The following is a 15,285-nucleotide window of genomic DNA, read 5'->3' as shown; positions in this document are numbered from 1 at the left end:
TATCTTAGTTTTTCTAAAATTTTCAATAACCCAAACCTATTATGAAAAACGGAAAAGAGGAGAAATCATGCCAAAGCCGAAGGGATTTCATCAAAAATGCGGCACTAGCATCCTCCATATTCATCGTTCCCCGTCACGTTTTGGGCGGTGTTGGATTCACCGCGCCATCTGACCAATTAAACTTGGCCGCAATTGGTGCCGGTGGAAAAGGAATCTCAGATATCAAGAACGCATCCGTCAATGGCAGGGAAAGGGTAGTGGCCCTTTGTGATGTGGACTTTTCGGGATCTGCTAAACAGTCCATTGAAAATTTCCCAAAAGCCAAACTGTATGCCGATTACAGAGAGATGCTCGACAAGGAAAAGAATATAGATGCAGTGACCATTTCTACCCCGGACCATGTACATGGCCCGGCGGCAAAATATGCCATGGAAAGAGGGAAACATGTTTATGTTCAGAAGCCTTTAACCCATAACATCAGGGAGGCCCGTCTGCTGACAGAAATGGCCCGGGAACAAAAAGTAGTTACCCAAATGGGCAATCAAGGAGCTTCCAATCCATTATTGGGCATGGTTCAAAAATGGGTAGACAGCGGAAAACTGGGCAAAATATCCAAAGTTCAAATCTGGACCAACAGACCCGTATGGCCTCAGGGTTTTGCGTTCCCGCAGCCTGATCCCAGTCAACGGCCGGATGCCTTGAATTGGGATTTATGGTTAGGACCGGCCCCCGAGATCCCCTACACCCCAAACCTTCACCCATTCAACTGGAGAGGTTGGTGGGATTATGGTACCGGAGCCCTTGGAGATGTGGGCTGCCACTTAATTGACATCCCTTTCAGGACATTGGGCTTACATTATCCTACAGCCGCAGAATGCAGTGTGGGAACCGTTTTCACCAAAATGTGGACGCCTGATTATCATCCGGAAGGATGCCCTGCCTCCTCTTTTATCACCATCAATTTTGCAGCCACTGACAAAAGCAGGTCTCCTATTGAGATGACCTGGAGCGATGGCGGAATAAGACCATCCCGTCCGGAAGCCATACCGGCGGACCATGACATGGGAGGTACCAATTCAGCCAATGGTGTGCTGATAATAGGAGAAAATGGGGTCATTTCTACCAATATCAACGACAGCTCCCCATTGATGCCCAAATTGTATATGAATGACGGTTATACTGAATTTGGACCTGAAAAAGAGGAAGGTGACGAACCGGAATATGGCCATCAAAGAAAATGGGTGGATGCCTGCAAAGCAGGTTTCGGCTCTAAAGAGCACAAGGAACTCACTTCTTCTTTTGACTATGCCGGTCCAATGACCGAAACGGTTTTGATGGGCAATCTTGCTATCAGAAGCTACATGCTGCGCAGACCAAATAGCAGGGGTCAGATGGAGTTTTTCGGAAGAAGAAAACTACTTTGGGATGGCGACAATATGCGCATCACCAACCTGGAAGAAGCCAATCAATTTGTGGGGCGGGAATACCGGCCAGGATTTGAAGTGTAAAAACATTAGCGCGGGCAATTCCCGCGTTTTTGGTTTTTACCATCAATAGATGCAATCAAGATCCAACACTTAAATTCCTTGGGGAAAAACTTAACCTTCAATGCTTACTTTTTTACATTTGCATACCTTTGGAATTGACTATGTCTATCTACCAACCTACACCTCCTTCCCTATGGTCAGGCAGAGATGCTGGGACTACAGCATATTGGCATCAGGCTGTTACCTGCCTTGATTACCCTGAAATCCCATCAGGAATACCAGAAAAAAAAATAGCCATAGTAGGCTATGCAGGAGATGAAGGGGTAAGACGGAATCAAGGGAGACCAGGGACAGCTCTGGGACCAGATCAGATCCGGAAAATGATGGGACCTATGGCATATCACTTACCTGAATCCCTCCGGGTATATGATTTGGGAAATTTCATAACCGTGGGGGATCAAATGGAAGAAACCCATAGACAACTCTATGCCACAATCAAAAATCTGCTTTCCGAAAAAGTATTCCCCTTAATTCTGGGAGGAGGTCATGACCTGGCCTTTCCCCATGGAAAGGCAGCAATAGAACACTGCCTGGACAAAGGCGAAAAACTTGGAATCATCAATCTAGATGCCCATTTTGACCTCAGATCAAAAGTGGACGGGAAAGGTCACTCCGGATCCCCTTTTTTTCAATTAGCTGAAAGCTATCCAAAAGATTTTCATTACCTCTGCCTTGGATTGCAGCGTGCGGCCACTCCCCAAGAACTTTTTGATCAGGCCATTTCCTGCAAGACAGCATGGGTGGAAATCGAGGACTTCAATATGTCCAATTGGCATCAGATTGTGCAGGTTATCGACAACTTCTGCCAGCAAGTCAATAAGATATACCTGAGCATCGATTTGGACGGTTTTTCTTCTGCCTATGCACCTGGGGTCAGTGCCCCTTCACCATGGGGCTTCTCTCCTGAACTGGCCGCAAAAGTTATCCAATGGATTGCCGGAACAGGTAAGTTGATGACTTTGGATATTGTGGAACTCAACCCTCACGTTGATATAGACAATGCTACCGCAAGGTTGGCCTCCCGGTGTGCAGAATACACCCTGAGAAATATTTTTTCCCATTGATATTTTTGCTCAAAATCAACTAAAAACATGACGTTTGTCATACATTTCTGACAGGCTTTTTTGTAAATTTATACTGTTAAATAATTCAGTCAGTCACTTTAAAAACCAAAAAACCATGAGCACACTTGCTAAAAAAAACGGAGGTTTTTGGCCCAAAATGATTCAGGATTTTTTTGGAGCTGATCCCTTTGCCTGGGATGAAAAATTCTGGTCACCTGAAAAGGCCATTGAAGTCCCCTCAGCCAATGTCATTGAAAATGACAAGGAATTTAAGCTGGAGCTTTCCGCTCCCGGTTTCGACAAGAAAGATTTCAAAGTCGAAGTCAGTGATGGCATTTTGAACATCAGTGCAGAAAAAGAACATAAAACTGAAGAGAAAAAGGAAAATTACCGCAAAAAAGAATTTTCCTACAGCAGCATTAGACGTTCTTTTAGCCTGCCTGACAATGTGCTCGATGACAAAATCGATGCAAAATATGACAATGGTATTTTAAATGTGATCATTCCAAAGAATGAAAAAGTGGAAAACAAGTCCAAAAAAGCCATCACAGTAAATTAAATTCATTTTTTGCATAGGTAAAGCCCTGGCCATTTATGGTCAGGGCTTTTTTTTTGGAACACAAAATCTTCCCAAACTTTTGTTAAAAGAACATAACCTTTGAGTATTTTGCTTTAATTTCGATCACCAAAGCAGCTTCAATAAACACTAAATGAATAAAATCAAACATTTTGCCTCATTGATATTTTTGTCTTTAGCCTTTGTATTCCATACAAGTTCGGCTCAGACTTTCAGGATTTTTGAAAAACCCATCATTTTTAACGAGGAAAGGGAAAAACTGTCCTTAGAGTACCTTAAAAGCAGACACGGTATCGATAAAGAATATGCAATAATTGACCCCGACATGGTGGTGGTCCATTGGACGGCTGTACCCACCCTGGAAGCTACGTTTGATGTTTTTAACCCTGTACATCTGGGAGGAAGACCAGAATTAACAGCTGCAAGCAATCTGAATGTCTCCGCCCATTTTCTGGTGGATAGAGATGGGACCATCTTCAGGCTACTTCCCGACACCACCTTTGCCAGGCATACCATTGGTTTGAATTATATGGCTATTGGAATTGAAAATATTGGTGGTCCGGACGCCCCTTTGACCAAGGCCCAGTTGAAAGCCAATGCAGAACTTATCAGGTACCTCCATAGAAAACACAACATCACCTACGTCATCGGCCATCATGAGTATTATGCATTTCAGGGCTCAACACTTTGGAAAGAAACTGATCCTAACTATCTTACGCAGAAGGAAGATCCAGGAGACCGGTTCATGAGACAATTAAGAAAAAAATTGACTGACCTCAACTTCAAATATAAACCTTGACCGAGCATGATTAAGAATTTTTCAAGAAGAGGCTTTTTGTTGGTTTGCATGATGGGATTATTATTGGTTCCTTTTTTCCAGTCCTGTAAATCGAGTGTTCCTGCTTCAACTTCAACTCCAACAGGGACATACACCGACGGATTGGAGGACGGATATCCCAGTAAGATTTATTCCAATCTCCCAAAGACACTGTACTATCGCACCATTGAAATGGACATGCCCCAAAGTCTCAGGGAATTCAGGGGGGTATGGATTGCTACAGTGGCCAATATCGATTGGCCTAGTTCTCCCAATGATCCTTATTCCAAACAAAAAGAAGATTTCATAAAGCTGCTGGACTACTACAAATCCCTCAATTTCAATACCGTAATAGTTCAAATAAGAACAGCAGGGGATGCATTCTATCCCTCAAGGTTTGCCCCTTGGTCCAAATACCTTACCGGAACCCAAGGGAAGAGACCTGATACCATGGAAGACCCCCTTTCCTGGATGATCCTGGAATCCAAACGCCGGGGATTTGAATTTCATGCCTGGCTCAACCCATACAGAGCTACCATGGATTTGGACCTGCAGAGCCTAAGCCCGGAACATGACGCCCTACTCTACCGTAATTGGATGATTCAATATGGCAACAGGTATTATTACAATCCGGGTTTGCCGGAAGTGAGGGCTCATCTACTTAAAATCATAGAAGAAGTCATCAAAAATTACAACATTGATGCCATCCATTTTGATGATTATTTCTACCCTTATAAAATCAATGGACAGGTCTTCAATGATCAGGATACTTACAGACGATTTGCTAAGAATGGTCAAACCTTGGAAGATTGGAGGAGGGAAAATGTAAACACTCTAATTTACGAAATCAACCAATTGGTAAAAAGGGAAAAACCATGGGTTCAATTCGGAATTTCTCCTTTTGGGGTTTGGCGCAACATTGACCAAGACCCAAGGGGCTCCAACACCCGGGCTTCCCAAACCAATTATGATGACCTATACGCAGATGTGTTGACCTGGACCCAAAACGGCTGGATAGACTACCTGATACCGCAGCTTTATTGGAGTATGGATTACGAACCTGCCTCCTACAGGGAATTGGTAAATTGGTGGTCTTCCAACCATAACAATACCCCAATTTATATAGGTAATGGACCTTATAAAATCAGGGACAACGAGGACAATGCCTGGAATGATCCCATGCAACTGATCGATCAATTGAGCCTTTCCAACATTACGCCTAACATGTACGGCAATTCCTTTTTCAGTGCGCGGTCACTTTATCAGAAAAACAGGGATGTGGCGGATTTGCTCAAACAATACCATTATGAGTTTCCGGTGTTACCTCCTGTACCCCATAAAACAGTTCTTCCTCCCCCTGCACTTCCCAACCCCACCTTGATTTTGCATGGAGGGGGTTATGCCTTTCAATTTGACAAGGTGATCAGTCCTGATTACCGCTTTGCCCTGATCTATACCGCTCCTACGCTTTCAGATTTACAGAAAAGAAATACTGAAACCAATTTTCAGAAAATCTACATGGATGACAATGACCGGTTTGTTGTGCCCATCCTGAGTTATGAAGGAAAGCCTTATATAGCGCTAAGTTTTATTGACCGCTATGGTGTGGAAACAAAACCAATGGTATTTAAGATAGAAGGTAAACTTTTGACCAGAACAGAATGAAAGACATGCTGGTCCGGCTCATGGACCTTCCAGATGTTTCCGAATTGGAATCTAAACTCTTGAATGAAGGTGTCATTTTTAGGAGACCCATACCTCCAGAAAAATCCTTTGTGAAAGATTGGGTCCATGTGAATTTTGGGACCTATTGGGCCAATGAGGTGGATGCTGCATTCTCTCACTTGCCTGTACATTGTTTTATTGGCCAAAAGGGCAACGAAATCCTTGGGTTTGCCTGTTATGAAGCTACTGCCAAAAACTTCTTTGGACCTACCGGAACAGCAGAAAATTTAAGAGGAAAAGGAATCGGAAAAATCCTTTTGATAAAATCCCTTCAGGCCTTAAAAGAAATGGGTTATGCCTATGCCATAATCGGAGGTGTAGGGCCTGCTGAATTTTATAAACATACTGTGGATGCAGTTCTGATAGAAAAATCCGAAAATAGTATTTATCAAAACCTTATCAGAAAAGAGCAATGAACCCAAATGTCAAAAACAACCCCTGGTATTGGGTTCCTCCGCTTTATCTTACAGAGGGCATTCCCTATGTGCTGATCATTACCGTTTCTGTTATCATGTACAAAAAGATGGGGATTGACAATGCTGACATTGGCCTTTACACCAGTTTTCTATACCTCCCCTGGGTCATTAAGCCTCTTTGGAGCCCTTTGGTGGACATTTATAGTACAAAAAGGAAATGGTTCCTTAAGATGCAGCTTTTGCTGGCTTTGGCCTTTTTGGGAGTGGGACTCTCCATTCCAACCAACCAGTTTTTTGTTTTGAGTTTAGCTTGCTTCTGGATAGCCTCATTTGCTTCCGCTACGAATGACATCGCCTCAGATGGGTTTTATTTATTGGCCTTAAAAGAAGATCAGCAATCCTTTTTCATAGGATTAAGAAGCACATTTTACCGGGTGGCCATGGTAACGGGCCAAGGGCTTTTTGTTATTCTCGCCGGTTATCTGGAAACTTATTATGGCGACAACAGCAAAGCTTGGTCCCTTACCATGATCCTTGTGGCAGGCTTAATGTTTGTACTTACCTTGATCAATCTTTGGGCTACACCTAACATTGAAAAAGAAAGTACTTATATCAAACAGGAGTCCCTGACTTTTGCCAAAGTCTTCTCCTCTTTCTTCCAAAAAAAGGGAATATGGGTTGCTTTGGCATTTATCCTAATGTACCGGCTAGGGGAATCCCAACTGGTAAAAATGGCTTCCCCGTTTCTTTTAGACGGCAGGGAAGTGGGTGGGCTTGGCCTGAGTACAAGTGATGTGGGTCTCATCTATGGCACCTTTGGGATTATAGCCTTATCACTGGGCGGAATTATGGGAGGAATTGTGATTTCAAAAGATGGACTTGGCAAATGGATGCTTCCCATGATCCTTTCCCTGAATATCCCAAATTTTTTCTACTACCTTCTTGCCTATTTCCAGCCCGAGTCTGTTTTTTATGCGGGATTTGTAGTCGTTGTAGAACAATTAGGATATGGCTTTGGCTTTGCGGCTTTTATGATGTACCTGATCTATGTAGCCGATGGACCTTCCAAAACCTCTCATTATGCCATAGCTACCGGTTTTATGGCCTTGGGCATGATGCTCCCCGGGATGATTTCGGGATATGTTCAGCAATGGTTGGGATATGAAGGATTTTTTCTTTGGGTGGTCGCGGCTGCTATACCGGGAATTTTATTGGTCAAATTAGTAAAATTCCCTTATGACTATGGCAAAAAGAAAGGATAGAAATTCAAGGATTTTATTGGCAACCATCAGGTTTTCAAAGTTTTTGCTTATTTTTGAAAACCCTTACTTGAACACATAGACCTTTATTTTTATGACCTTGAAAGAAAAGATTGGACAATTGTTTTCTCCGGCAGCTTTTATCCATGATACTGAAGAAAATATCCTTGCACTTGAGCGATTGATCACCGAGCAAAATATCGGAGGCATTACTTTTTTTCACAGCCGTCACTCTGCTGCTGCGAATTTTGAACAAAGACAGGAAATTCTAAACTACGATTTCACTCTCGAAAAGCTGACCGAAAGGATTCAACGCTTTCAAAAACTGGCAAAAACACCGCTTTTAATCAGTATTGATGCGGAATTTGGCCTGGCAATGAGGGTTGAAGACACCCCGCAATATCCTTATGCCATCAGTCTTGGGGCTATCCCTGAGAGCCAGATCAAACTGATCCGGGAAGTGGGCTACAGAATCGGCAAAGACCTCAAACAATGTGGAATACACCTCAACTTTGCCCCTGTGGCAGACATCAATACTAACTCCAACAATCCGGTAATCGGTTACAGGTCTTTCGGAAATGACAAAGAAATAGTAAGCAAATACGCTTTGGCCATGTATGAAGGGATAGAGAAAGCGGGGATAAAAGCCTGCTATAAACATTTTCCCGGACATGGGGACACCGATGTAGATTCCCATTTAGGGCTTCCCATTATTTATAAAAGCAAAAGAGAACTGCTCGACGAAGAATTATATCCTTTTATGGAAGGGATTAAAGCGGGTGTAGATATGATCATGGTTGGCCATTTGGCGGTTCCTGCCTTATCTGCAGGCAAAAAAATACCTGCTTCCCTTTCAAAAGAAGTTATTACTGATTTTCTCAGAGAGGAGCTTGGATTCAATGGAATTGTGTTCACCGATGCGCTGAACATGAAAAGTGTCAGCAGTATGTTCCCAGAACCTGGACAATTGGAATGGGAAGCATTCAATGCAGGAAATGACATCCTTTGCTTTTCAGAAAATGTCACAGAAGGAATTAAGCGCATTGCTTCCAATGCCGAAGAAACCCAGGTCGACAAAAGCTTCCAAAGAATAATGGATTTGAAACAAAGCCTGGATATAAAAAATATCGTACCACAGACTCCTATTATTTTTGATTGGGAAAGCCATAATTCATTCAATGAAAAATTGGCAAAACATTATATCAAGGTACTTGAAGACAACAAGAAAGATGATATCATAGACTGCAGGTCTTTTGCCAAAGTTTCTTTATTTTCTCCTTTGTTCAACCCATTTTTCAATGAGATTGACAACTACCAATCTACGCCTTCATTTGAAATCAATTCTTCCAAAGATTTGGTCTGGAAGGATCTCGAACAATTTGAAAATTTATTGATCGCACTGTTTGTTCCATCAGCCAAACCTGTTAATAATTTTGGTATGGATATGGATGTAGTCCATAAAATGGCACAGATAACCAAATCCAAAAATTGCCAAATCTATGTCTTTGGCAATCCCTTGGCCTTGGACAAAATCCCCAACAAAGGGGATGCATGCAAAGTTGTCGGTGCTTATCAAAACTTTGAGCCGGCACAAAGAATAGCCGCCTTACATTTCCTTGATGAATTGGATCAGGGTACGAATTTTCAACCTTAATTTTAATTCCTTGTCAATATCCTGAATTGATCCATTACCCTATAGGTGGCTTTGGTCAAATCTGTCTCAAAATCAGGCGACAAAAAATCAAATGAGGCTGGAGAATATCCCTGCCAAATGGTATTTCCCCTTCTGTTATCTATGACATAAATAACCAGCAAACCATTATTGTCAAGATACTTCACTCTGTTATAGTTTTCGTCTTTTTCTCGTTGCTCCTCTGTCTCCATTACTTTCTCCATATCTACATTTTCATTTCTTCTTTGTAACCAAAAATCAAAATTAGGCTGCTCATATCCCCTGTATTTTACCTGTTCATTAAAAATCTTATAATTAATCAGGAGATCAGGCCTATCTGCCTGCATCTTGAAACCCTGCGATCCAAGCCTGTTAGCTATCGTCCTTTCTATGGCTTGGAAATATTGCAAAGAATCATTCGGAAATGGATTCCCTACAAAACCGAAAGTTTTATACCTTTTAAAATTTCCTGAATAATTGAAATCATATTCCGCTATAAAGTCCTTTTGGCTCATACAGGACATAAGGATTAGGACCAAGGCAAAGAAGTAAAGGGTTGGTTTCATAGCTGACAACGTTTGGATTTATTACATAATTTTACTGTTTGCGTATAACTAACAAGAGCAAAAAAAAATGTTTATCAAGTTTCTTGATAGTCAGACTATTATACGAATTTTCTATTTGAGAATCAAGACTGTTTGACCGTTAAGAAAGGTTTTATGAGAAAAACCAAGAAAAAATATCGAGCAAAAAATGGATCTATTTGTCATAGGTGATGTCCACGGGTGCTTCTACACTTATCTGAAATTATTGGAACATTGGAACCCTAAAACCGAAAAGCTTATTCAAGTGGGAGACCTGGTAGATAGAGGTAATTTCCCCCACCTCACTGTGCGTCTTTCTTATGAAATTCAACTGACTTTTAAAAAACAAACTGTTTTTTTGAAAGGCAACCACGAACAAATGATGGTGGATTATCTCTTGGGAAAAGATAATAAAGGGCAATGGGAATTCAATGGAGGAGCCGATACACTCAATAAATTTGAACTTGCTGGTGTAGACCCTGACAAATACCTCAGCTGGTTGAAGGATCTTCCTTTGTTTTGGGAAAACCGGTATGTCTTTATTTCCCACGCTGGAATCTCAACTTATACCCTTTATCCCTTTTCCTCTTTAGACCCAAATGGCCTTCTTTGGAACAGAAAGCCATTGAAAAATATCCAAAAGCTCCAGGTAATAGGGCATACGCCAAGGCTTGATGGCAAACCGGAATATGATGCCCAGGCCAAGGCCTGGAGGATTGACACAGGTGCATACGGAGGAATCTGCCTAACTGGACTAAAGTTAAAAAATAATGGAAAGTTCAAAGAAACCATTTCTATCCCCACCGATAGCCGGGACATACAAAAAAGGTGAAACTAATGGGGCTCTAATTCAAATACTTTATCCACGCACACAGGAATATCTTCTTGGTAATGGCTCACATAGATCATAGTAAGCGGATATATTTGACAAACCTGATCAATTGTTTTCTTAAACAACAAACACTGAAACTCATCCATACCCTGTGAGGCCTCATCCAAAACCAATAAAGAAGGAACCTTGATGAGGGCCCTTGCCAGAAGTACAAACCTTTGCTCTTCTAAACTCACCTGTCTCAATAATTTGTGGGCAATAGCTGAAAGTCGAAATAATTCCAACCAATCCTTGGCTAACTTTTCTTGTTCAGGGCTAACTTTTTTAAAAAGCCCCATGGTATCAAAAAGACCTGAAAGCACTACTTTGATACAGGTCTGGTTACCAGGGAAAAACCTGCTCAATTCAGGAGCGACAAATCCAATTTCCTTTTTGATATCCCAAATACTTTCCCCAGTACCCCGTTTTTTCCCAAAGAGCCAGATATTGTTGGCATAGGCCTGAGGATTTTCACCCAAAATCAGACTCAGCAAGGTGGATTTTCCTGAACCGTTGGGCCCTTTTAATAGCCATTTTTCACCCGATCGGATGGTCCAATTCAGTTTATCCAAAATGGTTTTGTCTCCATATTGGATATATACCTGTTTCAGATCGACAATTTCTTCCCAAGAAGTTTTCTTTTCTAAGGACAAAAGCAGTCTTTGCAAATGCTGCTGATCAAAAGTGTCTAAAGTCACGCCTTCGAAATCTCCTGCCTGTAATGCCTCTCTCTTAATGATATTTTTGATTGTCTTCTCCCCAAGCATAGCAACATGGGTTATGCTTTGAGGGACTTCATAACTATGGGTTGAAAGTATGACATGTATTCCTGAAGCTTTAATTCCTTTTAGGATATCATCAAAATTATCCCTGTTTTGTACATCAAGACCTGTCAAGGGCTGGTCCATCAAAAGGATTTTGGGATTTTTCAATAGGGCTGCGGCAATCGCCAACCTCCTTGTCTCCCCATTGGAAAGCTTGATTAAAGATTCATCCCCCAACTCCTGTAAACGTAAAAACTGCATCACTGAATGCAGGTTCCATGCGCCGGAATGTTTTTGCTCAATGTCAGCAAGAAATTCAAATACAGTGGCGGCCTCCTCTGAATCCAAAGAATTGAATCGTTGCTGGTAGTAGAAGTTCTGGAGGTTGGATTTATTTCTGAAGGAGTACTTTTGTGAAACCTCAGCCATCAGGTCCCTAAAAGAATGCACCTCCCCTGCTTTGGTTTTTTCTTCCTGGTAAGATTGTGCAAAAGGGCGGTAAATATTTCCCTGGGTTAACATCGTCCTGCCAAGCAAAGTATCTAAAAAAAATGTCAATTCAGCACCGGAGTTTCCAACAACAGCCCAGTGCTGTCCTGCTTTCCATTCAAAATCAAGATTTTCAAAGACCAATTGGTCCATAAAACGGACAGTTGCTTCTGAAATCCTGATAAGTGTTTCCATTTGCTTACAATTAGGTTATTCCAAGAGTTTTGCCTGTCAAGTCCTCCACTTTTTTCCTCTTGATGTCCTTCCCTGAAATAGGTTGACCGTTTTTAACCGAGAAAAAAGATGTTAAAAACAGGAAAAAGGATTAATTCTCAGCGTAGATTTTCAGAGGAATTTAAACGTAAGTTGGTTGATGATTTTGAGAAAGGAATCATGACAGTTCAGCAAATGGAGCGACATTATGGAATTGTGAACTCAGTTATTTATCATTGGATTTATAAGTATTCGACCTATAATGAAAAAAATATCAGGATAATTGAGATGAAAGACAGTCAAACCAATAGGCTCAAAGAACTCGAAGAAAAGGTCAAAGATCTCGAGCGTACCGTTGGCCAAAAACAGATCATGATTGATTATTTGGAAAAAATGATTGATTTGGCCAAAGAAACTTACTCAATCGATATTAAAAAAAACTCCAAAACCCCACACTCTGGTGGTTCCAATCCAACAAAAGTATGATAAACCATTCGCTCAATGAACTTTATCGGACTGTTGGAGTAACCAAGCAGGCCGTTCAACAAGCCAAAAAAAGGCAGCAAGCATTCGATCTTGAAATTGCCCAACTGGTAATCCTGGCCGATGAGCTCAGGGAAGACCATCCAGGATGTGGGGTCGAAAAAATGTATTATACCCTAAAATCCGCAGGATTTTAGTTTGGAGATTTGAATCTGCTTGTTTGTGTTCATTTTTGGTCTAGTTCGGGAATTTCTTCCCTTTGATTGAAGAGTGTTCATAGTTTTGAGACAATGGATTTTAGGTTTGAGGATAAAATGGACGGTTTTTTTCCTCAATTTTAATGGAAAAGGCATACCTCTTCCCTGTAAATCTTTATTTTTTGAGCTCCTGAGGGGTTTTTATCTGAATTTAGTTCAAAATCGGCTTGTAATCCTTACTCGTGAACAGTTTGAGCACTTCTCTTCTTCCCGTTCTTATCCACTTGGCTGAAACAGTGATAAATCTGAAGATAAACTTCTTGAGCCTGTCGGTAGGCTTAAGCCAATCAACTTTTCTGGAATACTCTCCAATGATATAGGTGTAAAAATTGGCATACATAGCCGTCATAAGCATAAAGGAGGTATTCTCTGCAAGGAACGAACAGGGCAACTTAGACCAGCCAAAGTCATTGTTGAGTACATCAAACAAGCGTTCGCTTGCACCCCGGGCGTTATAAAACCTTACAACAGCTTCATTGGACGATGTATGTTCATTGGTCAGAATAGCCCTGTAAGTAAATGCATCTCCACTAAACACATCTGCCTGCCCGTCTTTACGCCTGATTCTGGTAATGACCAGCCTGTAAGACCTGTCTTTACCGAAAGGTTTGTAGTCGGATAGGTCAGTAACTTCCATTTCCTGTACACCCAAACGTATTTTCTGCCACTTCTCAGGGGCTATACTTCCAAGGATATTATCCAGTTTGGCACATCTGTTTGCCCGTATATAAAAGCTTTCGGTATGTGCTTCCAGTGTGCGGAGAACTTCTTCCTGATAGGATGCTGAATCGGCTCTGAACCTTCCGATACGGATATTTTCATTGGTAAGCTGCCCAAACATGCGTGTAAGTGTATCAGCCTGCAAATATTTGGCCTGACTGTTGCCATTTCTGCCCTCTACGTACACAGGAATGGCCTGTGAAAATTCAGGATGTGCTATGGAAGCTACACCTGGCTGATATCCATAGACGTGTTTATATGTCTTTTTTGAATCGTACTTTTCAGTTGGAATGACGGTGTTGTCATAATCGAGGTCGTAAGCAACACCTGACTTGAGTAATCCGGTCTTACAAGCTGATTTTAACAACAAGCTGTTGAGTTTTCCATTGATATTAAATTCATGGCTTACTCCACTGGACGGATTTATAAAGAGTTCTGTATCAACAGCAAGCTCTTTGATACCTCTCAGAATTGTATCGGCACTGCATACTGAAAATGAAGGGACCTGTTCAAGTGCGTCTCTCAAGTGAACATTGATATCTTCAGTACAGTCGCCACCATTAAAGAAAATAGCCATATGATTGGCGAAAATGTCACTGTATGAAAACCCTCCCCTTAAGGCTCTAACCCCCAATTGATTATCAATGAGTTCTGGGAGACCAGAATTTTTGAAAGAGTTAAAAACAAAATTAAAACCTCCGAAAGGTGTGATTTTTTCTGTCGAATTCGTAATTTTCATACCGCTTATCTAGTTTGAGTGGTATCATCTAAATAAGTGAAAAAAAACGAGCCGGAAAAGCCTGAATTGAATAAATTCAGCCACTTTTTCGGCTTTTTTTAAATCCGCCCTGCGGATTTAAGGTATACATTGAAACCCGAATTCATGGGAAGGGATCAATTCTGTGAAATTTTCATGGAAATGGGATATGGTATCAAAAAAATAAAAAACTACCAGAAAACCACTTACGCAGGCCTTTATTCTTATCCAAACCTTATCGAAGGTATGGCCATAAACAGACCTTTTCAGGTCATCCAAACCGATATCACTTACTTTTACCTCAATGGTGAATTCTATTATTTGGTCTTCATTATTGATGTTTATACCAGGATCATCGTGGGATATTCGGTCAACGACAACTTGCGCACAGAAGGTAATATCAAAGCTATGAAAATGGCCCTCAGTACTTTGAGATACCAGCCTTGGGGCCTGATCCACCACTCAGATAAAGGTTCCCAGTACAGTAGTAAAGAATACACCTCCTTGCTCAACAAAAACAATATCCATATCAGTATGGGAAATATCGCATGGGAAAACCCCTACGCAGAACGAATCAATGGAATCATAAAAAATGAATACCTCAAAAGGTGGATAATCAAAGATTTCAGCGACCTGAAAAGAAAAGTGGCGAAAGCTGTAGCCAACTACAACAGCATAAGACTACACAGGGGATTTAAAATGAAATACACCCCCATGGGATTTTATAAAAATATACTAAATTTAAAAGCCCAAGAAAGACCGACGGTGATTGTTTATACCGAAGGAAGAAAAAACTTCTTAGGGGCATCGAGCCCCTTCGAAGTTTGCCCAAGAGAAGAACCTCTGGCTCATGATTGCCCGATGGAAATATTTAATGAATGTTGAACCAAACGGTCAACGCTATTCAGGGAAGAACATGATTCTGGTCTCTTGCTTATGGTCTCTCGCTTCTTCGCTCTGACACCTTGGGCTCCCTTTATGTCCAGGGTGTCCAACTTCGGATCCTGATACCTGAGCTTACTTTTTACCAAAATCCCTTCCTTTAATTACTTTCTTGTGTCTTGTATCTT

General features: G+C 41.4%; 15 protein-coding genes. 12 read left to right on the top strand and 3 right to left on the bottom strand.

Going from position 1 to position 15,285, the window contains the following annotated elements; all coding sequences use genetic code 11:
• The first annotated feature begins 41 nt into the window (after positions 1-41).
• The 8 genes from BC751_RS11765 (at position 42) to BC751_RS11730 (ending at position 9,059) form a co-directional block, all read left to right on the top strand.
• Positions 42-1,508: a Gfo/Idh/MocA family protein gene (locus BC751_RS11765; RefSeq protein ID WP_130275702.1), complete on the top strand. Its 1,467-nt coding sequence runs from the start codon at positions 42-44 to the stop codon at positions 1,506-1,508.
• A gap of 140 nt (positions 1,509-1,648) precedes the next feature.
• Complete coding sequence (gene hutG / locus BC751_RS11760) at positions 1,649-2,611, top strand: formimidoylglutamase (protein ID WP_130275701.1); 963 nt, start codon at positions 1,649-1,651, stop codon at positions 2,609-2,611.
• Positions 2,612-2,726: 115 nt separating this feature from the next.
• On the top strand, positions 2,727-3,170 hold the full coding sequence (locus tag BC751_RS11755; RefSeq protein ID WP_130275700.1) for an Hsp20/alpha crystallin family protein: 444 nt from the start codon (positions 2,727-2,729) through the stop codon (positions 3,168-3,170).
• A 151-nt stretch (positions 3,171-3,321) separates the two neighbouring features.
• Positions 3,322-3,987, top strand: coding sequence for an N-acetylmuramoyl-L-alanine amidase (locus BC751_RS11750; RefSeq protein WP_130275699.1), 666 nt, complete (start codon positions 3,322-3,324; stop codon positions 3,985-3,987).
• Between the two features lie 6 nt (positions 3,988-3,993).
• Positions 3,994-5,670 (top strand): glycoside hydrolase family 10-like protein, encoded by a 1,677-nt coding sequence (locus BC751_RS11745; protein ID WP_130275698.1) that lies wholly within the window; start codon positions 3,994-3,996, stop codon positions 5,668-5,670.
• Positions 5,667-6,146, top strand: a complete 480-nt coding sequence (locus BC751_RS11740; RefSeq protein WP_130275697.1) for a GNAT family N-acetyltransferase — start codon at positions 5,667-5,669, stop codon at positions 6,144-6,146. Before BC751_RS11745 ends, BC751_RS11740 begins: the two co-directional genes overlap by 4 nt.
• A complete protein-coding gene (locus BC751_RS11735) occupies positions 6,143-7,408 on the top strand; it encodes an MFS transporter (protein ID WP_130275696.1) in 1,266 nt (421 codons plus the stop codon). The genes BC751_RS11740 and BC751_RS11735 overlap by 4 nt, the downstream gene beginning before the upstream one ends.
• A gap of 91 nt (positions 7,409-7,499) precedes the next feature.
• Positions 7,500-9,059, top strand: coding sequence for a glycoside hydrolase family 3 protein (locus BC751_RS11730; protein ID WP_130275695.1), 1,560 nt, complete (start codon positions 7,500-7,502; stop codon positions 9,057-9,059).
• Positions 9,060-9,061: 2 nt separating this feature from the next.
• On the opposite strand, the gene BC751_RS11725 is transcribed toward BC751_RS11730, so the two are convergent.
• A complete protein-coding gene (locus tag BC751_RS11725) occupies positions 9,062-9,643 on the bottom strand; it encodes a DUF4136 domain-containing protein (protein ID WP_130275694.1) in 582 nt (193 codons plus the stop codon).
• 187 nt (positions 9,644-9,830) lie between these two features.
• On the opposite strand from BC751_RS11725, the gene BC751_RS11720 reads away from it, so the two are divergent.
• A complete protein-coding gene (locus BC751_RS11720) occupies positions 9,831-10,493 on the top strand; it encodes a metallophosphoesterase family protein (RefSeq protein ID WP_130275693.1) in 663 nt (220 codons plus the stop codon).
• A gap of 2 nt (positions 10,494-10,495) precedes the next feature.
• Here the strand turns inward: BC751_RS11720 and BC751_RS11715 are convergent, their stop codons facing one another.
• Positions 10,496-11,980: an ATP-binding cassette domain-containing protein gene (locus tag BC751_RS11715; protein ID WP_130275692.1), complete on the bottom strand. Its 1,485-nt coding sequence runs from the start codon at positions 11,978-11,980 to the stop codon at positions 10,496-10,498.
• 108 nt (positions 11,981-12,088) lie between these two features.
• Between BC751_RS11715 and BC751_RS11710 the strand changes: the two genes are divergently transcribed.
• Positions 12,089-12,484, top strand: a complete 396-nt coding sequence (locus BC751_RS11710; RefSeq protein WP_130273830.1) for a transposase — start codon at positions 12,089-12,091, stop codon at positions 12,482-12,484.
• Entirely contained in the window at positions 12,481-12,678 is a 198-nt protein-coding gene (locus BC751_RS11705; RefSeq protein WP_242617453.1) for a hypothetical protein, read from the top strand. Before BC751_RS11710 ends, BC751_RS11705 begins: the two co-directional genes overlap by 4 nt.
• A gap of 211 nt (positions 12,679-12,889) precedes the next feature.
• Here the strand turns inward: BC751_RS11705 and BC751_RS11700 are convergent, their stop codons facing one another.
• Positions 12,890-14,197, bottom strand: coding sequence for an IS1380 family transposase (locus BC751_RS11700; RefSeq protein WP_130273823.1), 1,308 nt, complete (start codon positions 14,195-14,197; stop codon positions 12,890-12,892).
• 144 nt (positions 14,198-14,341) lie between these two features.
• On the opposite strand from BC751_RS11700, the gene BC751_RS11695 reads away from it, so the two are divergent.
• Positions 14,342-15,100: a DDE-type integrase/transposase/recombinase gene (locus tag BC751_RS11695; protein ID WP_242617452.1), complete on the top strand. Its 759-nt coding sequence runs from the start codon at positions 14,342-14,344 to the stop codon at positions 15,098-15,100.
• Positions 15,101-15,285: the final 185 nt, after the last annotated feature.

The sequence above is a fragment of the Cecembia calidifontis genome (genome assembly GCF_004216715.1).
GTDB classification, from domain to species: Bacteria; Bacteroidota; Bacteroidia; order Cytophagales; family Cyclobacteriaceae; genus Cecembia_A; species Cecembia_A calidifontis.
This window is presented reverse-complemented; position numbering and strand designations above follow the sequence as displayed.